Origin of the sequence: Gordonia abscondita (genome assembly GCF_032711245.1) — a bacterium.
In the GTDB taxonomy this organism is placed as follows: Bacteria; Actinomycetota; Actinomycetes; order Mycobacteriales; family Mycobacteriaceae; genus Gordonia.
Genome location: NZ_CP128986.1, coordinates 89,232 through 112,115, shown reverse-complemented (window position 1 = coordinate 112,115; position 22,884 = coordinate 89,232). Strand labels below are relative to the sequence as shown.

The 22,884-nt window shown below is 65.9% G+C and carries 16 protein-coding genes and 1 tRNA gene; 9 read left to right on the top strand and 8 right to left on the bottom strand.

What is annotated here, in order from left to right:
• Positions 1 to 219 precede the first annotated feature (219 nt).
• Both MP11Mi_RS00510 and acpS read left to right on the top strand, forming a co-directional pair.
• On the top strand, positions 220 to 9,456 hold the full coding sequence (locus MP11Mi_RS00510; protein ID WP_420040385.1) for a fatty acid synthase subunit beta domain-containing protein: 9,237 nt from the start codon (positions 220 to 222) through the stop codon (positions 9,454 to 9,456).
• Positions 9,453 to 9,854: a holo-ACP synthase AcpS gene (gene acpS / locus MP11Mi_RS00505; RefSeq protein ID WP_420040384.1), complete on the top strand. Its 402-nt coding sequence runs from the start codon at positions 9,453 to 9,455 to the stop codon at positions 9,852 to 9,854. The genes MP11Mi_RS00510 and acpS overlap by 4 nt, the downstream gene beginning before the upstream one ends.
• Before the next feature lie 21 nt (positions 9,855 to 9,875).
• Here acpS and MP11Mi_RS00500 read toward each other — a convergent pair whose 3' ends face one another.
• Together MP11Mi_RS00500 and bcp are read right to left on the bottom strand one after the other, a co-directional pair.
• The gene (locus tag MP11Mi_RS00500) at positions 9,876 to 10,517 is read right to left on the bottom strand and encodes a TetR/AcrR family transcriptional regulator (RefSeq protein ID WP_420040383.1); all 642 of its coding nucleotides are present in this window, start codon (positions 10,515 to 10,517) and stop codon (positions 9,876 to 9,878) included.
• Positions 10,518 to 10,528: 11 nt separating this feature from the next.
• Entirely contained in the window at positions 10,529 to 11,002 is a 474-nt protein-coding gene (gene bcp, locus MP11Mi_RS00495) for a thioredoxin-dependent thiol peroxidase (RefSeq protein ID WP_420040382.1), read from the bottom strand.
• Positions 11,003 to 11,096: 94 nt separating this feature from the next.
• On the opposite strand from bcp, the gene MP11Mi_RS00490 reads away from it, so the two are divergent.
• A complete protein-coding gene (locus tag MP11Mi_RS00490) occupies positions 11,097 to 11,318 on the top strand; it encodes a DUF3618 domain-containing protein (RefSeq protein WP_236997579.1) in 222 nt (73 codons plus the stop codon).
• Positions 11,319 to 11,462: 144 nt separating this feature from the next.
• Positions 11,463 to 11,535: transfer RNA gene (locus tag MP11Mi_RS00485), tRNA-Lys, on the top strand.
• On the opposite strand, the gene MP11Mi_RS00480 is transcribed toward MP11Mi_RS00485, so the two are convergent.
• Positions 11,497 to 11,721 carry a helix-turn-helix domain-containing protein gene (locus tag MP11Mi_RS00480; RefSeq protein WP_420042157.1) on the bottom strand — a complete coding sequence of 75 codons (225 nt, stop codon included), beginning with the start codon at positions 11,719 to 11,721 and terminating at the stop codon, positions 11,497 to 11,499. The two genes, MP11Mi_RS00485 and MP11Mi_RS00480, sit on opposite strands and share 39 nt — an antisense overlap.
• Positions 11,722 to 12,092: 371 nt before the next feature.
• Between MP11Mi_RS00480 and MP11Mi_RS00475 the strand changes: the two genes are divergently transcribed.
• Positions 12,093 to 12,278, top strand: a complete 186-nt coding sequence (locus MP11Mi_RS00475; protein ID WP_420040381.1) for a hypothetical protein — start codon at positions 12,093 to 12,095, stop codon at positions 12,276 to 12,278.
• Here MP11Mi_RS00475 and MP11Mi_RS00470 read toward each other — a convergent pair.
• The 3 genes from MP11Mi_RS00470 to MP11Mi_RS00460 all read right to left on the bottom strand — a co-directional run bounded on the left by MP11Mi_RS00470 (position 12,268) and on the right by MP11Mi_RS00460 (position 15,230).
• Positions 12,268 to 12,504: a hypothetical protein gene (locus tag MP11Mi_RS00470; protein WP_420040380.1), complete on the bottom strand. Its 237-nt coding sequence runs from the start codon at positions 12,502 to 12,504 to the stop codon at positions 12,268 to 12,270. The genes MP11Mi_RS00475 and MP11Mi_RS00470 overlap by 11 nt on opposite strands.
• A 298-nt stretch (positions 12,505 to 12,802) precedes the next feature.
• Positions 12,803 to 13,324, bottom strand: a complete 522-nt coding sequence (locus MP11Mi_RS00465) for an OsmC family protein (protein WP_420040379.1) — start codon at positions 13,322 to 13,324, stop codon at positions 12,803 to 12,805.
• 841 nt (positions 13,325 to 14,165) lie between these two features.
• A complete protein-coding gene (locus MP11Mi_RS00460) occupies positions 14,166 to 15,230 on the bottom strand; it encodes an alpha/beta fold hydrolase (RefSeq protein WP_420040378.1) in 1,065 nt (354 codons plus the stop codon).
• Positions 15,231 to 16,067: 837 nt separating this feature from the next.
• Here MP11Mi_RS00460 and MP11Mi_RS00455 point away from each other — a divergent pair.
• Together MP11Mi_RS00455 and MP11Mi_RS00450 are read left to right on the top strand one after the other, a co-directional pair.
• The gene (locus MP11Mi_RS00455; RefSeq protein WP_420040377.1) at positions 16,068 to 17,279 is read left to right on the top strand and encodes a L,D-transpeptidase; all 1,212 of its coding nucleotides are present in this window, start codon (positions 16,068 to 16,070) and stop codon (positions 17,277 to 17,279) included.
• 129 nt (positions 17,280 to 17,408) lie between these two features.
• A complete protein-coding gene (locus MP11Mi_RS00450) occupies positions 17,409 to 18,557 on the top strand; it encodes an acyl-CoA dehydrogenase family protein (protein WP_420712817.1) in 1,149 nt (382 codons plus the stop codon).
• Positions 18,558 to 18,638: 81 nt separating this feature from the next.
• Here the strand turns inward: MP11Mi_RS00450 and MP11Mi_RS00445 are convergent, their stop codons facing one another.
• Together MP11Mi_RS00445 and MP11Mi_RS00440 are read right to left on the bottom strand one after the other, a co-directional pair.
• Complete coding sequence (locus MP11Mi_RS00445; protein ID WP_420040375.1) at positions 18,639 to 20,117, bottom strand: pyridoxal phosphate-dependent decarboxylase family protein; 1,479 nt, start codon at positions 20,115 to 20,117, stop codon at positions 18,639 to 18,641.
• On the bottom strand, positions 20,114 to 21,448 hold the full coding sequence (locus MP11Mi_RS00440) for an MFS transporter (protein WP_420040374.1): 1,335 nt from the start codon (positions 21,446 to 21,448) through the stop codon (positions 20,114 to 20,116). Before MP11Mi_RS00440 ends, MP11Mi_RS00445 begins: the two co-directional genes overlap by 4 nt.
• 148 nt (positions 21,449 to 21,596) lie before the next feature.
• Here MP11Mi_RS00440 and MP11Mi_RS00435 point away from each other — a divergent pair, with 148 nt between their 5' ends.
• Both MP11Mi_RS00435 and thiD read left to right on the top strand, forming a co-directional pair.
• Positions 21,597 to 22,097 carry a nuclear transport factor 2 family protein gene (locus tag MP11Mi_RS00435; RefSeq protein ID WP_420040373.1) on the top strand — a complete coding sequence of 167 codons (501 nt, stop codon included), beginning with the start codon at positions 21,597 to 21,599 and terminating at the stop codon, positions 22,095 to 22,097.
• Positions 22,090 to 22,881, top strand: coding sequence for a bifunctional hydroxymethylpyrimidine kinase/phosphomethylpyrimidine kinase (gene thiD, locus MP11Mi_RS00430; protein WP_420040372.1), 792 nt, complete (start codon positions 22,090 to 22,092; stop codon positions 22,879 to 22,881). The genes MP11Mi_RS00435 and thiD overlap by 8 nt, the downstream gene beginning before the upstream one ends.
• Positions 22,882 to 22,884 lie beyond the last annotated feature (3 nt).

The following is a 22,884-nucleotide window of genomic DNA, read 5'->3' as shown; positions in this document are numbered from 1 at the left end:
TTCCGCGGATGACGACGCGCGTCGACGTTGCGTAATAGTGGGGTGACCTGCAGACATTGTGTGATCACAATCACGAGAACAACATTTCGTGCAGGTCGATTCGGTTACCCCTCGGTCTACTGGCGGGTATACCTACGGGTCGGCATAAACGTGAGGGTTTCCTCATGTTTGTGTGCCACGATGGTCGCGTTCCCGCACACAGGCCGATCAGGAGTATCCGTGACCCTCGACCAGTTCCGCTCAAGCAATCGCATCCCCGCCTCGGGCGACTCGTCCGCAAGTCTGATCGACCGATTCGGTGCAGGCGAGAGTTACGCGATCAGCTTCGGTGGACAGGGCGGACCGTGGCTGGCGAGCCTCGCCGAGCTCGTCGCCGACGCCGACCTCGGCCGCGTTGTCGAAGCAATCCTCACCGACGTCGCCGAGCTGACAGCGCCGATCGCCGACGATCTCGCCGCAGCGGGGAGCGATCGGTTCGTACCCCTCACCTGGCTGGCCGCCCTCGACGCCGAGGAGTCCGTGCCGACCGATGGCGACCTGGCAGGCGCACACCTGTCGCTGCCCGGCATTCTGCTGACCCAGCTCGCCGCGGTCGCGAACCTCACCAAGCAGGGACTGGACACCCGGACACTGCCGCCTAGTGCTGTCATCGGCCACTCGCAGGGGCTGCTCGCGATCGACGCCGTCGCCACCGCCGAGTATCCGCGTGAGCACACCGACGCCGAACTTCTCGCCGTGTCGCAGCTGATGGGAGCGGCAGCGACCCTCGTCGCGCGCCGAGCGGGTCTGCTGGGCTCGGCCGACGGCCACCACGAAGGCGCCTCGCCGATGGTCGCCGTGTCCGGTGTAGCACCGCGCGACGTCGACTCGATGCTCGCCGAGTACGCACACGGACTGCCCGACGGTGCCATCGGTCTGCCGACCATCGCGATCGTCAACAACCGCCGCTCGGTCGTCGTCTCCGGCGCACCCCGGCACCTCGCAGGCTTCGCGCGGCTGTGCGAGACTCGCGCCGCATCTGACGCTGCAGATCGAAAAGCCAAGCGGACCGGCGGAAGCCCGTTCGCACCGGTCTTCGACGAACTGCCGGTGACCGTTCCGTTTCACCATCCGGACCTGGTGGCCGCCGTCGACCTCGTCGTCGAATGGTCCGGTCGTTGCGGTATCGACACCGAGTTCGCTCACCGTCACGCCACCCGCATCCTGGTCGACCCCGTCGACTGGGTCGACCAGATCGGCGACGTCGTCGAGTCTGGTGCGTCTTGGATCCTGGACTTCGGGCCGGCTGACCTCGGCGCACGTCTAGCCGCGTCGGTCGTCCGCGGCCAAGGCGTCGGCGTCGTCGCCGCAGCCACTCGTCGCGGCCAGCGCAGCCTGTTCGTGCCCGGCAGCGCACCGACCGTCGCCGCCGCGTGGTCGACGTTCGCGCCGCGCCTGGTGTCGCTGCCCACCGGTCGCGTCGGCGTCGACACCGGATTCACCCGACTTACCGGCCGGTCGCCGATACTGCTCGCCGGCATGACCCCGACGACCGTCGACCCGGCCATCGTCGCCGCGGCAGCCAACGCAGGCCACTGGGCTGAGCTCGCGGGCGGTGGCCAAGTGACTGAAGAGATCTTCGCCGCCAACGTCGACAAGCTGACCGGCCTGCTCGACGAGAACCGTCAGGTCCAGTTCAACTCGCTGTTCCTCGACCCGTACCTGTGGAAGTTGCAGCTCGGCGGCAAGCGCCTCGTACAGAAGGCTCGCGCCCAAGGAGCGCCGATCGACGGCGTCATCATCACTGCGGGCATCCCCGAACTGGACGAAGCCGTCGACCTCGTCGCCGAACTCGCCGAAGCCGGCCTGCACTACGTCGCGTTCAAGCCCGGCACAGTCGACCAGATCCGCGCCGTCATCCGCATCGCCACCCAGACGCCCGAGTTTCCGATCATCGTGCAGATCGAAGGTGGACGTGCGGGCGGACACCACTCGTGGGAAGACCTCGACGATCTGCTGCTCGCCACTTACAGCGAACTGCGTGAACGTCCGAACGTCGTCGTGTGCGTCGGCGGCGGGATCGGCACGCCCGAACGTGCGTCGGAGTACCTGACCGGGTCGTGGGCCACCGCGCACGACTACCCGGCGATGCCGCTCGACGGCATCCTCGTCGGCACCGCAGCCATGGCGACCTTGGAAGCGACGACCGCACCGGAGGTGAAACAACTCCTCGTCGATACCGAAGGCTGCCCCGACTGGGTCGGTGCAGGCCACGCGACCGGCGGCATGGCGTCGGGCCGTAGCCAGCTCGGAGCCGACATCCACGAGATCGACAACTCCGCATCGCGCTGCGGCAGACTCCTCGACGAGGTCGCGGGCGACGGTGACGCCGTCGCCGAACGCCGCGACGAGATCGTTGCCGCGATGGAGCGAACCGCCAAGCCCTACTTCGGCGACGTCGCCGAGATGACGTACGGCGAATGGCTCGGCCGCTACGCCGAGCTCGCCGTCGGCACGCCCGGCAACCACTACCCGTGGGCGGACATCACCTGGGAGTCGCGTTTCGCCGATATGCTGCGCCGCACCGAAGCCCGCATGCACGAGCAGGACTCGGGGGAGTTCGAGTCACTGTTCGGCGACACCATCACCGACCCACACACCGCGATAGAACTGCTCACCCGAGAGTTCCCGGCCGTCGACGCCGACATCCTGCACCCAGCCGACGTCGCATTCTTCCTTGAGCTGTGCCGTACCCCCGGCAAACCCGTCAACTTCGTCCCCGTCATCGACAAGGACGTGCGGCGCTGGTGGCGCAGTGACTCGCTGTGGCAAGCACACGACGCGCGCTACTCAGCAGACGAGGTCTGCGTCATCCCCGGCACCGTTGCCGTCGCAGGCATCACCCGCGTTGACGAGCCAGTCGGCGACCTGCTGAACCGCTTCGAGAGTCACACCATCGCCGACCTGCGGGCTGTGGGCGCCGAACCCGAAGTGGTCGCCGGGCGCCGTCGCCGCGGCATCGTCGACCAGTCGAGCCCGCTCAGCATCCTCATCGAAGCCGACGACGTCCTGTGGGCGGGTCGCCAGGTCCGCAACCCGGTCGCCCTTCTCGGCGACCGCGACCAGTGGACGATCATCGACGGGGAACGCGCCGAGCACCCCAACGGAGCGGTCATCGCCTACGTCCCGGACGCCGAAGCCGCCGACGACGAGATCCGGCTCGACCTGACCGTGCCCGTCGCAGGCAGCGTCTTGCGCATCCCGTTCATCGGCGACCTCAAAGTCGTCGACGGCGGTAGCCCGCGCGTCGTGACCGCCGCCGCCGCCGGTGCCATGCGTGAACTGCTCACGGTGGCCGCAGGTGGACAGCTCACCGTCACCGACGGAACACTTCCCACCGCCCGTGACACCGTCCCGTGGCGCGCCGACTCGATCGCCGACCACAGCGGGGCCACCAGCAGTAGTCTGCCGAGCACTCTGCGTGCAGTGACCCCGACGTCGCCGAACGGTTCCGCGGTGCCCGACGCGCTCGTCGTCGCCTGCTGGCCGACCGTGTTCAGCGTCATCGGGGCCGCCGCGACAGAAGACGGCCTACCCGTCGTCGAAGGCCTCCTCGACCTCGTCCACCTCGACCACGCGATTACGCTGGCTGGAGCCGTGCCGACCGTCGACACCGACCTGACCGTCACCGCGCGTTGCCTGGGCGTCACCGACGCCGATGTCGGCCGGGTCATCGGCGTCGAAGTTGCCGTCACCGACGGCGATACCCCCGTCGCGCAGCTCGTGGAGCGGTTCGCGATCCGAAATCGCAACGGCGACGCGACGCTCGCCGACCCGGTCCGCGCAGGCGGCGCGATCGTCGACGAGCGCACCGGCACGCGTAAGCATGTGCGCTCAGCGACGGTCACCGCACCGGGCCGCATGAACGGGTTCGCCGTCGTCTCCGGCGACCGCAACCCGATCCACACCGACGCGCTCGCCGCACGATTGGCAGGTCTGGGCGATCCGATCGTTCACGGCATGTGGCTGTCGGCTGTCGCCCAGCAGGTCGTGACCGCCGCGTCACTCACCCAACCCGTCCCGGCACCCCGCGCGCTGCGGGGCTGGACCGCCCGGTATTTGGGCATGGTGCGCCTAGGCGACACCGTCGACATCCGCGTCGACCGGGTCGGCATCGATGCCGGCCGTGAGGTCGTCGAGGTGACCGCCAAGGTCGGCGGCGAACTCGTGATGTCCGCGACCGCACTGCTCGACGCACCGCGCACCGTCTACGCGTTCCCCGGCCAAGGCATCCAGAGCAAGGGGATGGGCTTGGACGCGCGGTCGCGCAGTGTCGCGGCCCGCGAGATCTGGGATCGCGCCGACAAGCACACGCGCAAGGCGCTCGGCTTCTCGATCCTGGCTGTCGTCCGCGACAATCCGACCACCCTCGTCGCAGGGGGTGAGCGGTACCACCACCCGGACGGCGTGCTGTTCCTCACCCAGTTCACGCAGGTCGCGATGGCGACGTTGGGCGTGGCACAGATCGCCGAACTCCGTGAAGCCGGAGCCTTCGTCGACGGCTCCATCACATGTGGTCACTCCGTCGGCGAGTACAACGCGCTCGCCGCATGCGCGGGCGTTCTTCCCCTCGAAGCCGTCCTCGAAGTCGTGTTCCAGCGAGGCAGCGCCATGCACCACCTGGTTCCGCGTGACGAGAAGGGCCGTAGCGACTACCGGTTGGCGGCGATCCGCCCGAGCCAGTTCGGTCTGGCTGACGACGACGTCGAGGACTTCGTCGCCTCGATCGGCGAGGGGAACGACGAGTTCCTTCAGGTCGTCAACCTCAACTTGCTCGGCTCGCAATATGCGATCGCGGGCACCGTCCGCGGCCTGGAACTGCTGGAGACCGAGATCGACCGTCGTCGCGCCGAGTTCGGTGGCAAGCGTGCGTTCATCGTGGTCCCAGGTATCGACGTGCCGTTCCACTCGACGGTGCTTCGTGCGGGCGTGCCCGAGTTCCGAGGGAAGCTCGACGAACTGCTGCCTGAGGTCATCGACCCGGACATCCTCGTCGGAAACTACATTCCGAACCTGGTGCCGCGCCTGTTCAACCTCGGGCGCGACTTCGTTCAGGAGATCGCCGACCTCGTGCCGTCCGAGCCACTCGACGAGGTGCTCGCCGATTGGGACACGTGGGTCGCGAAGCCCGCAGCACTCGCTCGCATCATGCTCATCGAATTGCTGGCCTGGCAGTTCGCCAGTCCTGTCCGCTGGATCGAGACGCAGGATCTGCTGTTCTCATCCGTCGAGCAGGGCGGCCTCGGTATCGAACGGTTCGTCGAGGTCGGCGTCAAGTCGGCGCCGACCCTGACCGGCTTGGCGCGAAACACCCTGAAACTCGCGCCGTACGGTGGGGCGATCGCCGAGGTACTCAACGTCGAATCCGATGAGCGGCTGCTGCGCGCCGACGACAGCGCGCCCGAGCCGATCGACGACGACGTCGCCGAGGAGGCGCCAGCCGAAGCCGCTGCGCCCGCACCGGCTGCCGCACCTGTCGTCGCGGCTCCCGTCTCGGCAGCTGCCGCAGGCCCGCGTCCCGACGACATCGCCTTCGGCCCCGCCGACGCGGTCCGGGCCGTCATCGCGCTGTGGACCAAAATGACTCCGGCACAGATCGGTGCGGCCGACACCATCGAGTCGCTGTGCGACGGCGTCTCCTCCCGCCGTAACCAGTTACTCCTCGACATCGGCGGCGAGCTCGGCCTCGGCGCCATCGACGGTGCCGCCGAAGCAGATATGACTGCTCTCGCGACGACCGTCGAGACCTTGGCTCGCGGCTACAAACCGTTCGGCGACGTACTGACGGACGCCGTCGGCGACCAGATCCGCAAGGTCGCAGGCCCCACCGGCAAACGTCAGGCCTACATCAGTGACCGTGTCACTGGCACCTGGCAGCTGGGCGCAGGCTGGGCGCAACACACCCTCGTAGCTGTCGCACTCGGCTCGCGCGACGGTGCCAGCGTCCGTGGCGGTGAGCTCGGCGACCTGCTCGACGGCGGTGTCGCCACCGCGTCCGACCTCGATGCGCTCATCGACCGCGCCGTCCGCTCGGCCGGTGCGGCGCGCGGCGTCGTTGTCGAACTGCCCGCGGCAGCGTCGTCGGACGGCGGCACAGTCGATTCGGCAGCTCTCGATGCTTTCGCCGACCAAGTGGTCGGCCCCGACGGGGTGCTCGCGGCCACCGCGAACACGATCCTCGCCAAACTCGGCCTCGTCGACCTCGAGTCAGCGGGTGAGACCCTCGAGGACCCGAACGCCGTCGCCGTATCCCGCATCAGCGACGAGCTCGGCGCCGACTGGGTGCGCACAGTCACCCCGTCGTTCGACGAGAAGCGTGCCGTCCTGCTCGACGATCGCTGGGCCAGCGCCCGCGAAGACCTCGCGCGTCTATGGCTCACGGGCGAAGACGTCGTCGACGCCGACCATCAAGCGATCGTGGCCCGCCTACGCGGTGCCGGGACGGCCGTCGCCGAACACGCCACCTGGTGGCAGGGCAAGGCACTGCATCGCGGTTTCCGGGTCCACGCGCGACTGTTCGCGGCGATCGCCGAAGCAGCCGAGTCGACCGAACGCGGCGAGTTCGCCGACGATGTCGCAGTCGTCACCGGTGCATCGCCCAACTCGATCGCGGCGTCGGTCGTCGCCAGGCTGCTCGACGGGGGCGCGACCGTCGTCGCCACCACATCACGTCTGAACAGTGAACGACTAGCCTTTTATAAGAAGCTCTACCGTGACAACGCGAGTGCGGACGCCGCGCTCTGGGTGGTTCCGGCCAACCTCGCGTCGTACGTCGACGTCGACGCCGTCGTCGATTGGATCGGGACCGAACAGACCGAGAACCTGGGTTCGACGACCGGCGTCGTCAAGGAAGCGATGACGCCGACGCTGCTGTTCCCGTTCGCGGCACCGCGCGTGGCGGGTGATCTCACCGAGGTCGGCGGTCGCGCCGAGCTCGAGATGAAGGTCCTGCTGTGGTCGGTGGAACGGCTGATCGCCGGACTCGGTGCGATCGGCGCCGACCACGACCTCGACTCGCGAGTTCACGTGGTGCTTCCGGGCTCGCCCAACCGCGGCATGTTCGGCGGCGACGGCGCGTATGGCGAAGCGAAGGCCGCGCTCGACGCCCTCGTCACCCGCTGGGGTGCTGAAGAGTCGTGGGGCTCGCGCACCACGCTGGTGCACGCACTCATCGGCTGGGTGCGCGGCACCGGTCTGATGGGGGGCAACGACGGGATGGCCGCCGCAGTCGAGGGCGCGGGTGTCCGCACCTGGAGCACCGAGGAGATGGCCGCCGAACTGGTCGCGCTGTGCTCGCCCACGACCCGCGACGACGCTCGCCGTGACCCGGTGATCGCCGACCTCACGGCCGGACTCGACCCAAACATCGACCTGAAGGCGCTGGCCGCGCAAGCCGCCGAGACAGCGCCCGGCGAGCCGGCCGTCGAAGAGCCTGTACCGGCCAACCCACTGGTCGCCGCACTGTCTGCCCCGGCGCGCGCCGAACTCCCGGCCGCACACGAATGGCCTGCAGTCGACGCGCGACCCGAAGACACGGTGGTCATCGTTGGTGCTGGCGAGGTGGGACCCTACGGTTCGGCACGCACTCGCTTCGAGATGGAGGTCGACGAGAAGCTGTCGGCGGCGGGCGTTCTCGAACTCGCCTGGAACACCGGGCTCGTCACCTGGGAGGAGACGCCCAAACCCGGCTGGTACGACGTCGAATCCGGTGACCCGGTCGCCGAAGCCGAGATCGCCGACCGCTACCACGACGAGGTCGTCGCCCGCTGCGGCATCCGTCGCTACGCGGACGAGGGTGCGATGGTCGACAACACGTCGCCGCTGTTGGAGTCGGTATTCCTCGACGACGACCTGACGTTCACGGTGCCGAACGAGGCGTCCGCTCGGGCGTTCGCGTCGGCCGACCCGGAACGTACACGGATCGTCGCCACCGAGTCGGGCGACTGGTCGGTGACCCGCCTCGCCGGCACCGAGATCCGTGTCCCGCGCCGCTTCGAACTGTCGCGCACTGTCGGTGGCCAGATCCCGACCGGCTTCGACCCGGTGCGTTGGGGGGTATCGCCCGACATGGCCGAGTCCGTCGACCGCGTCGCGCTCTGGAACCTGATCGCCACGGTCGACGCGTTCCTCACCGCGGGCCTGACGCCGAGTGAGCTCATGCGCTGGGTTCATCCCGGTCTGGTCGCCAACACGCAGGGCACCGGCATGGGCGGCATGACCTCGATGAGGTCGCTGTACGTCGACACGCTGCTCGGAGAGTCGAAGGCCAACGACATCTTGCAGGAGGCGTTGCCGAACGTCGTCGCCGCGCACGTCGTGCAGTCGTACATCGGTTCGTACGGTGCGATGATCCACCCGGTCGCGGCCTGCGCCACAGCAGCGGTCTCCGTCGAGGAGGGCACTGACAAGATCCGTCTCGGCAAGGCGTTGTTCGCGGTGGCAGGTGGGTTCGACGACCTCGGCATCGAAGGCATCGTCGGCTTCGGCGACATGTCGGCGACCGCGGACTCGGCGGCGATGGAAGCCAAGGGCATCGATGAGCGTCGCTATTCGCGCGCCAACGACCGCCGCCGCGGCGGCTTCGTCGAGTCGGCAGGCGGCGGCACGGTCCTGCTGGCGCGTGGCGACGTCGCCGCGCAACTCGGCCTGCCGGTCCTCGGCGTCGTCGCGTGGGCGCAGAGCTTCGGCGACGGCGTCCATACTTCGATCCCGGCTCCGGGCCTCGGCGCACTCGGCGCGGCCCGCGGGCAGGCGTCGTCGCCGCTCGCGTCGTCGCTCGCCTCGCTGGGAGTGAGCCCAGACGACGTGGCGGTCGTGTCCAAGCACGACACCTCTACCCGGGCCAACGACCCGAACGAGTCCGACCTGCACGAGCGTCTGGCCGGTGCCATCGGCCGCAGCGACGGCGCACCGCTGTTCGTGGTGTCGCAGAAGTCGCTGACTGGCCACGCTAAGGGCGGTGCGGCGGCGTTCCAGCTGATCGGTCTGTGCCAGGTGCTCCGCGACGGCGTCGTCCCGCCGAACCGCAGCCTCGATTGCGTCGACGAGAAGATGGCCGAGTACCCGCATCTGGTGTGGCCGCGTGAGACGTTGCGGATGGGCGAGAGGTTCCCGCTGAAGGCAGGTGTCCTCACGAGTCTCGGATTCGGTCACGTGTCGGGTCTGATCGCCGTCGTCCACCCGGAGGCGTTCGTGGCGTCGCTCAGCGAGTCGGCTCGCGACGGATACCGTCGTGCGGCGGCCTCCCGTCTGCGGGACGGCAAGCAGCGACTGCTGTCGTCGATGTGCGGTGGCGACGCCGCCTACCAGCGACCCGAGGGACGCCGCTTCGGTGACGCCGACGAGCACACTGTGGAATCGGCGGTGCTCCTCGACCCGGATTCGCGCCTGGCCGCGGACGGAACGTACGTCCGATGAGCGTCGTCGGAGTGGGGATCGACATGGTGTCGGTTCCCGAGTTCAGCGAGCAGTTGTCGACCCCCGGCTCGACGTTCATCGGCCATTTCTCGGTCGGTGAACGGCGAGACGTCGCAGACCGCACCGGTGACGGGGCGCGGAACCTCGCGGCCCGTTGGGCGGCGCGTGAGGCCGTCATCAAGGCGTGGTCGTCGAGTAGGTTCGGGCTCGCGCCGCTCCTACCGGACACCGCTGTCAATCAGGTGGAGATCCAGTCGGACGCGTACGGGCGGCCGCGCGTGCGGCTGCATGGCGATCTGGCGAATGCGATCGGGCACTTGAACATTCACGTGTCGTTGACGCACGACGGCGATATGGCGGGAGCGGTCGCGATTCTCGAAGAGCCTGTCGTCGGGTAGGAGTGCTTCGGCTGTCGCGGGTCAGGCGCGGTCGACAGACTCTTCGAGGAGTAGGTAGCCGGCGAGCATCCGCTTGAGTTCGCCGACCACACTGTCGTGGTCGTGTGGCGGCTGCACGGAGAAGCTCAGCAGCGAGTACGCGGCATGGACGAGGACTTCGGCCATCATCTGACGGCGGTCTCGCTCGGCCGTCGGCGTCAGCGGGGCCAGGATCCGCGCGACCTGTTCGGCGAGGATCTTCTCGGTGATTGACGCCGTCGCGCGGGTGGCAGGCGTCGACTGGACGGCCAGCCACACCGCGCGACGGGACGGGTCGGTGCGCCACAGGTCGGCGAGGTGGTCCATGAACTTTTCGAGGAGTTGCGGCCACTGCAGTGACGGGATCTCGGATGCGAACGCCGACAGCTCTTCGCTCACTGCGGTCGTGTCCTGGCGGTCGAGTTCGCACACCACGACGTACTTGTTGGCGAAGTACTGGTAGATGGTGCCGATGGGGAGTTCGGCTCGCTGCGCGATCTGTTCGCACGTCAACGATTCGAAGCCGACGTCGGTCAATACGTCCCGTGCGGACGTGAGGATCGTCTCGAATGTGCGCCGACTACGATCCTGCGTCGGTCGCTTACGCGGGACGAGGGGTTCGGGCGCCGATTCTGGCTCGGCCATGCCGCGCCGCGTCAGATCGACAGGTCGCGACGCAGTTTCGCGACGTGGCCGGTGGCACGCACATTGTATTGAGCGGCTTCGATGGCGCCATTCTCGTCGACGAGAAACGTCGACCGGATGACGCCCTGAACGACCTTGCCGTACATCTTCTTCTCGCCGAATGCGCCCCACGCGGTGAGTACCGTCTTGTCGGGGTCACTGAGTAGCGGGAAGGTCAGCGCGTCACGTTCGACGAACTTCGCGAGCTTGGCGGGTTTGTCGGGAGAGATGCCGATGACGTCGACACCCTGACCGTTGAGCTCGGCGAGGCTGTCGCGGAAGTCGCACGCCTGTTTGGTGCATCCGGGCGTCATCGCCGCAGGGTAGAAGTAGATGATCACCTTGCGTCCGGCGTAGTCCGAGAGGGACACCGGCTTCTCGGTCGAGTCGAGAAGAGTGAAATCGGGGGCGGTGTCGCCGACGGAAAGACGCGCGTTCTCAGACATACCGCCAGGCTAGCCGATAGTAGTGACACTGAACCCTTGTAGGCTTCAACCGAACAACAACGCTGACAAAGTCGACGAGTAGTGGAGGACGACCGTGGCCGGTGACACCGAACGGATTGAGAAGGACATCGCCCAGGCGCGCGAGGATCTCGCGAAGACCCTCGATCAGCTGGCAGTGAAGGCGAATCCGCAGCGTCTGGCCGACGATGCGAAGACGAAGGCGCTCGCGATTGCGAACACGCCTGCCGTGAAGTACGGAGCCGCTGGCGTCGGCGCCCTCGTCCTGGTCGTGGTGATCCGCAAGATCCTGCGCTGACGCGTCCTGGAAGCAATGCTCACCTGGTCCGCCGGTCTGTTTCAGGCCGGCGGACCAGGTGCATTCGGGCCCGGTAACCGAGCCCGACCAGGCGATTTGGGTTATCTCGACCCGTGCTGTTAATGTTTCTTCTCGCAAGGCCAAGCGCCATTAGCTCAATTGGCAGAGCAGCTGACTCTTAATCAGCGGGTTCGGGGTTCAAGTCCCTGATGGCGCACCCACGACACGCCCCGTCACCATCCGGTGACGGGGCGTGACCCGTTTCTATCCAATGGAAATCGACGCCCGTCGCCATAGCCCACAGGCGCAGCGTCACGCGCAGTGGTTCGCGCGCGCCGCGTTCATAGTTGGACACCGTCGCGCGCGATCCGTCGATCGCTTCGGCAAGGTCGGTCTGACTCATCCCGGCGGTCTCGCGAGAGGTCGCCGGGAATAGGGGCATCATCAATCTTGGCAAGGGTGACGTCGGTCTCAGCAAGGTCAACAACACGAGCGACCCGAGAAGCCGGTTAGCACCGCGCAGCAGACCGCGCTCGACAGCAAGGTCGACATCGCGACTGAGATCAAGCTAGGCACCGGCCTCGCCGGCGGCGACCTGTCGGCCGATCGCTCGCTGTCGGTCAAGTACGGCGGCGATGCCGGCACCGCCGCGCAGGGGGACGACTCGCGCATCGTCGGCGCAGTGCAGAACAAGGGCGGCGCGTCGGGTATCTGAATCGGCTCGACGCTGCCGACGACGGGCCAGACGGGCGTGCTCTACGTCGAGGTCGACTCGTGACGGGGCTGAAAGTCGCGAGCGGTGGTGCGTTCGTCGACGGCACGCCGAAGGTCTGGGACGGTGCGACCTATCACGAGCCGAAGGGCTGTTATGTGTGGCGCGACGGCGAGTATGTGAAGGTCTGGCCGAACTTCATGCCTCAAGGCATGAACAAGGTCGATAGCTCGCCGGTCAGTGGCTAACCTCGCGTTTCACCCCGACCGGATGGGCGGCGATCCCACCGAGCATGATCTCGTCGGACGACTCGCGATGTGTCGTCACCGGCTCTGGGCGGGCGACAATACGCGCCACGGTGTTCGACACGTCGAGAACGAGCTCGCGCACGGTCGATGTATGGATTGTCGTCGATGGTGTCGACGTCGCCTTGACGTCGGAGACCCTGACTCGCGACGTGCCGATCGAGCTCACGGTCGAGGCCCACCTATCCGGGGGCCGAGGTGTGGATCGAAGTGCAGCGCAGAATCAACCAAGCGCTGACGATTACGGCTGAGACGACGGTCGAGATCGGCCGACCTAGACGCAATCGTCCGGGGACAATCCCTGCCAGCGTCCGATCGCATGATCGTTGTCGAGCTATCGGGTGGATTCCAGTGGACGAGTGATGAGGTTGCGACGTAAATATGCCTTGAGTGGAAGCGTTAGACCTGGATTCTCGGTGACGGTTGCGGGTCGCCGCCTCCTGAGTGTGTGTCCGCTGCTGCAAGAATCAGGCGAGGCCAATATCCACAGGTACAGCGCTACCGATCGTGTGTCCCACGGGAGAGCTCTTGAGTACGTTGGCGTGCAGCGTCTCCAACTGTTCGCGCGGCGCATCGGAGTCGACCGTGACTGTGGCAGTGATCGATTCGAAGCCGGCGTGGCCTTCAGCAAGTCCTAGGAAGACGTGTAGATCGAGGTCACCTTTCAGATCCACCCGGACATCCTTGAGTTCGATGCCCGCGGCGGTGGCATTCGCCGCGTACCCCACTGCCAAGCAGTTGCCCAGAGCGCCGAGCAATTGTTCGACAGGGTTGGGGGCCGTGTCGCCGCCGCCCAGGCCCGCGGGCTCGTCGGACGGCGACGGACTGAACGATCGCACCGTGGCCTCAGACTCGAACGCGCCCTTCCAGGTCACGTGCGCCGCCCAGGTGGTCTTGGCCTTGTCTGAGTCCGCCTCAATCGCTTGTACTAAACCGCTAACGGCGGCGATGTTCACGTCATTGAGTTTGCTGGTCACGGTCTCAGTCATTATTCAATCCCTCTCGCGTTGGTGAGTTCCCACGATAGGTCGATACACCGCCTGACCTCATAGTTGGGCTCACGGGGGTTCTAATTCGCGTACTCCTTTCCGCCGACTGAGGTTCGAGAACACGAAGGACTCTGAGCATCCTGCAATGCGCTGGCTGCATTGCTAAGTCCTCGAACGGCGCCCCGTCTCCCTGGTGAAGGTTCATAGGAGGCGGGGCGCTTTCGTCGTATCCTGACGCTGTGATCGACGTCGAACTCTCAGGCGGTTTCCATGATGGGAAGCCGTGCAGGTCGTGAACTTCAGCGACGACGTCCTCGGTGATGACGTGCCCGCCTGACGATGGACGTGCACCAGCACCACGGACGTATGCGCGTCGGCATGCCCCATGTACGAGCTCGCCCCGCGTTCTCTCAACTGACGGCGGTCTGCAGGCCGGGCTGGCTCACTAGACCCGTACGGCGACTTTGTCGCGGCGGCCGCCCGTCTTACGTACCCTCATGCCGATGAAGATCGGATATGCCCGAGTGGGCGCCGACAAGCAGGACCTCACCGCCCAGATCGACGAATTGGTGAAGCTCTAGATTCCGCTGAGGCTTGTCAGTTTCCGGGTTCGGTGTCAGTGGATTCGGCAGCAAATGGGTGTCGTCCCGGTTGGATGTCAGTAGGACTGGGCAAATTCCGGCCACTCCCAGTGCTGACGCTACAACCCCATTCGTGATCTCCTTCGTCGGCCGTTGCCGGGGCGAGTGGCGGTCTGCGAAGAACACCTTCGTGCCCGTCTCGGGAGCGAACTGGTCAGTCGACCGGCTGGCTGATTGGGGAAGAAAGTTGACGTAGGTGGTCACCGAGTCGGCACATTCTCATTGAGGAATTTCTGGCTCAATTCTGCAATTTCCGCCGCGTGTGCATGGAACAGGTAGTGATGGCCATCAATGATCGCTATCCTCTGGATTGCAGGGTTGCTGATCGCGGCGCGATGCGCCGATTCCCAATCCGGTTCTACCTCGAGCGAGGAAGTGGCGAGAATCGATAGGGCGGGAAGCGTGGGCGGGAATAGTGCGCCCTTTGCCGCGCGCACGTTCTCTGCCTCGTAGGCCATTTCGTCTAGCACGGTCGAGTTCAGGACCCACGAGTATCCGCGCAGGTACAAGTCTTGTTGGTCCGCAGTGTATTCGCCTGCGCCGCCGAGACTATCCCGATAGTCAGCTGCGAGCCCCAAGTAGTCGGTAGCCCTGTCCAGGGCGATCAGGTCTCGGGTGCCTCCGACGGTGTTGATGGAGGCCATCCAACTCGGCCAATCCGGGGAACTTCGCGCCCCAGCGGGGGTGTAACGTTCGTCGTCCAGACCGACCACTGCGGCTACTTCGGTCGGGTTGTGGGTAGCCCACCACATCGCGTACAGGCCTGAAACCGAATGTGGCATGAGTACGTAGGGCCCGCGCAGTCCAAGTTCGTGGAGCGCAGAACGGATCTCTTCGACGATCGCTTCACTGGTGCGCGGGGTGTCGGTGCCGTCACTCAGTCCTAGTCCGAACGGCTCGACCGTGACGACCGTGTTCTGCTCCGCAAGACGTGCGGCCAACGGCGCGAAGCCTATGATCGGTTCCGGCGTGCCCAGCCCGGGCATCAGGACAAGTATTCGCGGGCCTGCCCCCTGGACCGCGACACTCATCCGATGTCCGTCCACTTCGACGTACCGGTGCTCGGAGCCGATTTGGTTCTCGATGGCCCGCTTGTCACGGGGCGTCTGCCACCAATGGAAAGCTGCTGATACCGCAATGGCAACAACGACTACCGAAACTAGACTGACGAGCAGCCATCTCAGCACACGAAAGATCCGGCGCCGCAGCTTCGGAGACGTCGACTCTTCTGCTCCACCCGGCTGGACGTCATCAGTTTGCTCCACTGAGTCTGAATCGACGGCGATCGGATTCGGTCTCCTCCGTGTCCCCATACGGCATAACCTAACTGACGTTGACGCGCGACGGGGCGTCTCCGACTACATCGCGTAGTAGTTGCGTAACCCTGTGGCCGTGGTCGTGATGAACTTTGGGCCGGCCCCGATTCGGCGACTGAATGTAGACTCGCTCGCCGCGGAGTTCACTACCGACGTCCACCGTCTTGCAGTTGCGCATGAGTGGCGGTTCCCCTCCGCACCGTGCGCGGTTCGCTCTGCCGTCGAGCGTGCGTGTCCCAGAGAAACGTGGCGCATCACGCGCGTCAGATGACCAGCGAGGGGAAGAGGTGTCGACCCCGGGCAGGGGTTGGTGGCCATCCTGTCCGGCACGGCCGTCTTCCGTCTCGGCCGCGATCCCTGAACCTGCGTCGGCAAGCATCGTCGCCCGGAAGCTGACTGGGTTCGGTTACCCAGGCCCATAGCTGGTGAAAGGTCTGGTGGGGGGGCGGCGGACCTCAACCTCTGGTCGACGTTGGAACTCATTCGACCGGATGAGTTGCACCAATGTGATCTTTGCGTCGACGCGTGGTCGATGTCTGATGCACCAGGTACTGTCGAAGTCGATTCATCGAGGTGGTGACGCTTCTGTTCAACGGTAACGTCGCCGACCGCGGTGACGACAAAATGGACAGTGCCGCACATGCGTGTGGCGAATCGGTCCGGCCGTCCTCGGCAGCGAGGAAAGCGGTCGGTGTCTCGTACAATCGACGAGAATCGGAACACGGTCCGCTTTCGGGTCCTCAATGGCCATGTGCCGGGGACGGTAAGAAGAGGTTTGGGAGCAAGATGGGCATCACTCGGAGTGGTCGGCGCAGATCCGTAATCACGGCATTCGCGATCACGCTACTGGTCGGGGTGACCGCATTCGTGTCGGCCTGCGGCGGTACGTATGGCAATGAAGTGCAGGCGAACGGTGAGTTCGCCGACATGAGCAAGCCGGCAGTCTCGGTCACCGACACAGCCGGTAAGGCACTTGAGAAGAACGAGGTCGATGTCCAACCCGGGCAGCCGATCGTGGTGAAGGCGACCGAGGGCGCCATCACCGACGTGAAGATCAAGAAGGCCAACGGTGGCTACATCAAGGGTGACGTCAGTGACGACGGTGCCACCTGGACGAGCACGGAGGCCTTCGGATACGGCCGCACCTATTCGGTCAAGGCGACCGCAGCGGGTGTCGGCGGCACCACCACCAGCACCACCAGGTTCACCACACGCTCTCCGGAGAACCAGACGGCGGCTTACATCAGTCCGCCGGACGGCGAGACCGTTGGTATCGCGCAGACCATCGGTGTTCGATTCGACGAGGCGATCGTCGATCGTAAGGCCGCGCAGAAGGCCATCACGATCACGACTAACCCGAAGACCGAGGGTGCGTTCTACTGGATCAGCGACCAAGAGGTCCGCTGGCGCCCCAAGGAGTTCTGGAAGACCGGTACGAAAGTCGATGTGAAGGTCAACATCTTCGGCATCGATCTCGGTGGCGGGACGTTCGGGCAGGACAACGTGTCGTCGAGCTTCAAGGTCGGCCGTGACATGGAGTTGTCGGTCAATGACAGCGACAAAATGGTCGTGGTCAAGCGCGACGGCAAGGTGATCCGCCGGATGCCGACGTCGATGGGTAAGGACGCCACACCCACTGACAACGGCACCTACATCATCGGGGACCGTCTCGACAGCATCATCATGGACTCGTCGACCTACGGAGTTCCCGCTGATTCACCGGACGGATATCGCACCCCGATCGACTACGCCACCCAGATGTCCTACAGCGGTATCTACCTGCATGCATTGCCGGCGACGGTGTGGGCACAGGGCAACACCAACACATCGCACGGTTGCCTCAACCTGAGTAACGAGGATGCGCTGTGGGTGGTTCAAAATACGCTGCGCGGCGACCCGGTGACCGTGTCGGGGACCGTCGGCGGCACGCTTTCCGGGACTGACGGGCTCGGCGACTGGAATATTCCGTGGTCGACCTGGTCGAAGGGCAACGCGTAGCTGCGACGACATCCTGCGGCTACCATAAGTGAACATATGACAAAGAGTCCGGCCGAGTGCTCTCGGCCGGACTCTGCCATCGGTTGGTGTTAGTATCGCCTCCGATAGAAAAAATCACTGAAGATTGGTATGCACACCATGGCTCGTCCCTCCTGGGAAACTGAGGATCTGACCGCGCTGCGTGAGATGGCGCGTGCCTTCTGCGAGAAGGAGATCGCACCTAACACCGAGCGGTACATCGACCAGCATCACGTCGACCGCGCCCTGTGGCGCAAAGCAGGCGAGCTCGGCCTCCTCGGCATGTCAATCCCGGAGGAGTACGGCGGCGGTGGCGGCACCTTCGCCCACGAGGCCGTCCTGATCGAGGAACAGGCCCGTGTCGTCGACTCCTCGTGGGGTCAGAGCCTGCACAACGGGATCATCGCGCACTACATCTTGGCCTACGGCTCCGAAGACCAGAAGAAGAAGTGGCTGCCGAAGATGGCCTCCGGTGAAGTCGTCGGCGCCATCGCCATGACCGAACCCGGCACCGGTTCGGACCTGCAGAGCGTCAAGACCAAAGCGATCAAGGACGGCGACGACTACGTCATCGACGGATCCAAGACGTTCATCACCAACGGCGGTCAGGCAGACCTCGTGATCATCGTCGCCAAGACTGATCCGGCGGCAGGCGGAAAGGGGATCTCGCTGATCCTCGTCGAGACCGACCGCGACGGTTTCAGCCGCGGACGCATCCTCGACAAGGTCGGCATGCGCGGCCAGGACACCGCGGAGCTGAACTTCGCCGGCGTGCGCGTCCCGCAGTCGAACCTGCTCGGCGAGCAGGAGGGCCTCGGCTTCATCCAGCTGATGACCCAGCTGCCGCAAGAACGCCTGATCATCGCCGTCGCGTCCGTCGCAGGCATGGAGGTCGCACTTGAGAAGACCGTCGAATACACCAAGGAGCGCACCGCGTTCGGCAAGCCGGTGTTCGCGTTCCAGAACACCAAGTTCAAGCTGGCCGAAGTCGCGACCGAAGCACACATCGCACGCGTGTTCGTCGACGACTGCATCGAAAAGCACCTGCGCGGTGAACTCGACATCCCGACCGTCGCGATGGCCAAATGGTGGACCACCGATCGAGCCATGCAGGTCGCTGACACCTGCCTCCAACTGTTCGGCGGATACGGCTACATGAACGAATACCCGATCGCCCGAATGTGGGCCGACAACCGCGTCCAGATGATCTACGGCGGAACCAACGAGATCATGAAGGAAGTCATCTCGCGCTCGCTGTGAGACGACGGCGGTCGACCGACATCGACTGACGTGAAGGGTCCGGTCACCAGCGGTGACCGGACCCTTCAGCTGTCGCGGAGCCTACGGAGACGGATTCGAGTATGCGGCCAGGAATTCGGCCAGCATTTTCGCAGTGATAGGCGTGGGCAGCGACTCGATAGCGGTGATCACCGCACTTAGATCGAGAGAGTCCGCGGCGTCGGCCGGATCGGTGTGCGGGTCGATGCCCGCGCCGATGAGGACGGCTTCAGTAGAGGCGGAGTCGAGGGCCAGCGCATCGTCGATGCTGATCGCACCGGAGTCGAACGCGGCCGCGAGCTCGCGGAGCGCGGCAGGCGCCACCGAGCGTTCCAGCCCGTACGCTGCGTCGGCTCCCTCGCGCAGCGCCTGCGACAGTTCGTCGATGACAGCCGATGTCACGGGCGTGATCGTCAGGTGCGTGCTCGCCGCGAGCGTCGACCCGTCGGCCTGCACATACGCCGGTTGGGGCTGCAACGTGAAGCCGCGCGCGGACACCTCATCGGCCCAACGGTGAGGATCGATCGGCGTCGTCGCAGCGGGGTCGGTCGCGACGGTGAACACCGGTCCCGCTGGGTCGCCGACGATCCGCAGTCCGTCGATACCATCGACGACGTCGACCAGCGTTTCGACGGTGCCGGCGATGTCGGCGACCAGCCCGGTGAACCCGGTGTCACCGAGGTACCGTGTGATCGCCCATGCGGCGGCCGCACCTGCCACCGACTTCGATCCGAGCAGGGTCGGGTTGACCACCGGATACCCTGGCCAGTCCGTTGTCGCGAAGTACGCAGCGCGATGGCGATCGCGGTCGGTGTGCAGGAGCACGGATGCTCCCTTCGGTGCGTAGCCGTATTTGTGGAAGTCGGCGGACAGACTCGTGACACCAGGCACCCTCAGGTCCCAGTCGGGCAGCGGTGTCGGCCACCAGGCCAGCGCCAGCCCGCCGAGGCAGGCGTCGACGTGGAGGCCGACCCCACGTCGCAGAGCCAGATCCCCGAGTTCGACGATCGGATCGAGTGTTCCGGTCGGATAGTTCGGGGCCGAACCGACGAGCAGAATGGTGTCGTCGTCGACCGCGTCCGCGATCGCATCGGCATCGGCACGCGTGGTGGTCGGATCGACCGGCACGCGTCGCACCGAGACACCGAGAAGCTTCCCGGCTTTGTCGAACGCGGCATGGGCTGTCGACGGGATGACGATATTGCCCGTCCCGGCGGGCGTACGCGTGAACTCGCGCGCCGACAGAACCGCCAGAATGCAACTCTCGGTGCCGCCGGACGTCACTGACCCGACCGCGTCCGACGATCCAAAAGCGGTGCGTGAGAACGAGATCAAGTCTCGTTCGATGGCTGCGACCGAGCCGAACGTCGTCGGGTCCAGGCCATTGACCGGCTGCACGAGCGCTGAGGCGTCGGCGGCGAGCGAATCGACGATCGCCAGCCCTGAATCGTAGACGTAGGAGAGTACCCGTCCGCCGTGCGTCGGGGCGTCCGTGGCGCGGAGACGTCGGAGTTCGGCGAGGATATCGTCGGGGGAGTTCACCGGTTCGGTGTCCTTTCGTAGCGCAGGAGTACAACGATGCTCACCGCGACCAGAGCCGCGGGCAAGAGGGAGAATCCGCCGGCGATCCCGGCGACAGCGGCGTCGCTCTGCGAGTGCGTCTCGTCGCCGGTCGACGAGACGAACCCAGTCACCGCGAGGACGAGGAGATACACGCCGGGGCCGAGCGCGAGCCCCAGCGTCTCGCCCGCGGTCCACAGTCCGGACAGGGCGCCGCCTTGGTCGCGTCCGCGGGCGGTGGACACCTCGTCGATCACGTCGGGAAGCATCGCGAGCGGGAACGTCTGCATGCCCGCGTAGCCGATCCCGGCGAGGGCGACTAGACCGAAGATCCACGGCCCCGAGGCGGCCATCGCGCCGACCAGTCCGAGTGCGGCAACGCCGAACAGCGCGGATGCCACGATCAACGCGATACGTTTGCCGTAGCGGGTGCCGAGCCGGACCCACACCGGCATCACGAGGAGCGCGGGCCCGACGAGCGCCGCGAACAGGTACGTCAACGCGCCCGAGTCATCGAGGACATATGTCGCCATGTACTGCGCGCCCGCGAGCATCACCGCGCTCGCCAGCGCCTGCAATACATACACCGTCAGCAAGATCCGGTAGTGGGTGCTTTCGCGCACGGCGGTGAACGCGTCGCGGTGGTGGACGCGAGCACCGTCGACGACCGGGCGCGGCCGAGCACTGGTCGCCGCGAACGAGGTCGCGGCCGCCATCCCCGCCGCGATGAGAGCAGCGGCCACGGCCGCCATGACCAGGTATCCGACCGCTCCGCCGCCCAACGCGTCGCGGACCGCGGGCGCACCCGCGCCAATCACGAGAATCGTCAACGCCAACACCGCGATACGCACCGAGATGAGGCGGGTCCGCTCGTTGTACCCGTCGGTGAGTTCGGCAGGCAACGCGATGTACGGGACTTGGAAGCAGGCGTAGGCGATCGCGCCTGCGGTAAAGAACAGCAGGACCCAGACTGCCGAGGCCGCCGGGCCGAAGCCAGCCGGGGTAGCGAACGTCAGGATGAACGTCGGCACGAGTGCGGCAGTACCGAACCTCATCAACCGGGTGCGGGTGCCCGTCGTCGCCGCATGGCGGTCGCTGATCGCACCAATGACTGGGTTGACGACCACGTCGACCGCTTTCGGGAGTACGACGACGATCGATGCGACGAGAGCAGCGACCCCGAGTGTGTCGGTGAGGTAGTAAGCGAGCACCAGGCCGGGCAGGACACCGAAGCCGCCCGTTCCGACGCTGCCAGCTGCATAACCTGCGATGACGCGGCGGCCGAGCAGGCCACCGGTCCGCTGCGACGTCATGCCCGCCGACCTTCGACGCGCTGCGGCGTGCATGCGGTGACCATTGCGTGAACCTATCGGACTGGGCGAGAAATGTCGGGAGTTTGAACCACGGCGATCACCGGTCCCGTTGGCGTCGCGCGCACCGCCGCCGTGTAGAACGGGAGGCATGCTGACCAACGACGACCGGATCGCAGCACTCGAGGCGATCGAGTCGATCAAAAGCCTCAAACACGGGTACTGGCGTGCCTGCGACGCGAAGGACCCCGAAGGTTTCGCGGCGTCGTTCATTGCCGACGGTGCGGTGATCGACTACGGACCGCTCGGCAGGTTCGATGACGCGAAGCCGATGGTGGAGATCTTCCGCACCATCGCCTGCCGAAACGTAGACGGGCGGTACGCAGTGCTCGACATGCACCACGGTACGCACCCGGTGATCGAATTGACTGCGCACGACACCGCGGTCGGTCGCTGGTCGTTGCGGTTCCGTCAGGTGAACACCGTCGACCGGACCGAGACCGTGACGATCGGCGAATACGACGACGAATACCGCTTCTCCGACGGTGCGTGGCGGATGTCGGTGTGCCGATTCACGCAGCGCTGGTCGATCACAAGGCCGCTGGGTGACGAGGTGTTGATCGAGGAGGGTATTTTCGATAACCGTGGTTGACTTCGCATATGTGATCGCCGGCTCGGAAGCGACCGGCGGCGCCGGTATCCAGACGGATCTCAAAACGTTCCAGACGCTGGACACGTTTGGGCTCGGCACCATCACGTGCATCGTGTCGTTCGATCCGAAGAACGACTGGGGCCATAGGTTCGTCCCGATCGACCCGGGCGTCATCGCCGACCAGATCGAGGCCGCGACGAGCGCGTACGACCTCGACGTCGTCAAGATCGGGATGCTCGGCGCACCGGCCACGATCGACGTCGTGGCCGACGCGTTGGCGGCGCAGTCGTGGCGTCACGTAGTCCTCGACCCGGTGCTGATCTGCAAAGGGCAGGAGCCCGGAGCTGCCCTCGACACGGACCAGGCGCTGCGCGCGAAGGTGCTGCCGCACGCCACGGTGGTCACGCCGAACCTGTTCGAGTCGCAGACCCTGTCCGGGATGGACGAGATCACGACTGTCGACCAGCTCGCCGAAGCCGCGCGCCGGATCGCCGAGGATGGACCGCAGTACGTGCTGGCCAAGGGGGGCGTCGAACTGCCCGGCGATGAAGCGATCGACGTACTGTTCGACGGTCAGGACGTGACCGTGCTGCGCGGACCGAAGATCGGTGGCGAACGCGTCTCCGGCGCCGGCTGCACCTTGGCCGCGGCGCTGACCGCCGAACTCGCGAAAGGCGCCACAGTCGTCGACGCGGCCCGCCGCGCCAAAGAATTCACCAGGGCCGCAATCGAAGCCCGCGTGAGCGGCCACCTCCCGTTCGACGCGGTCCGTCAACGCGTGTGAAGG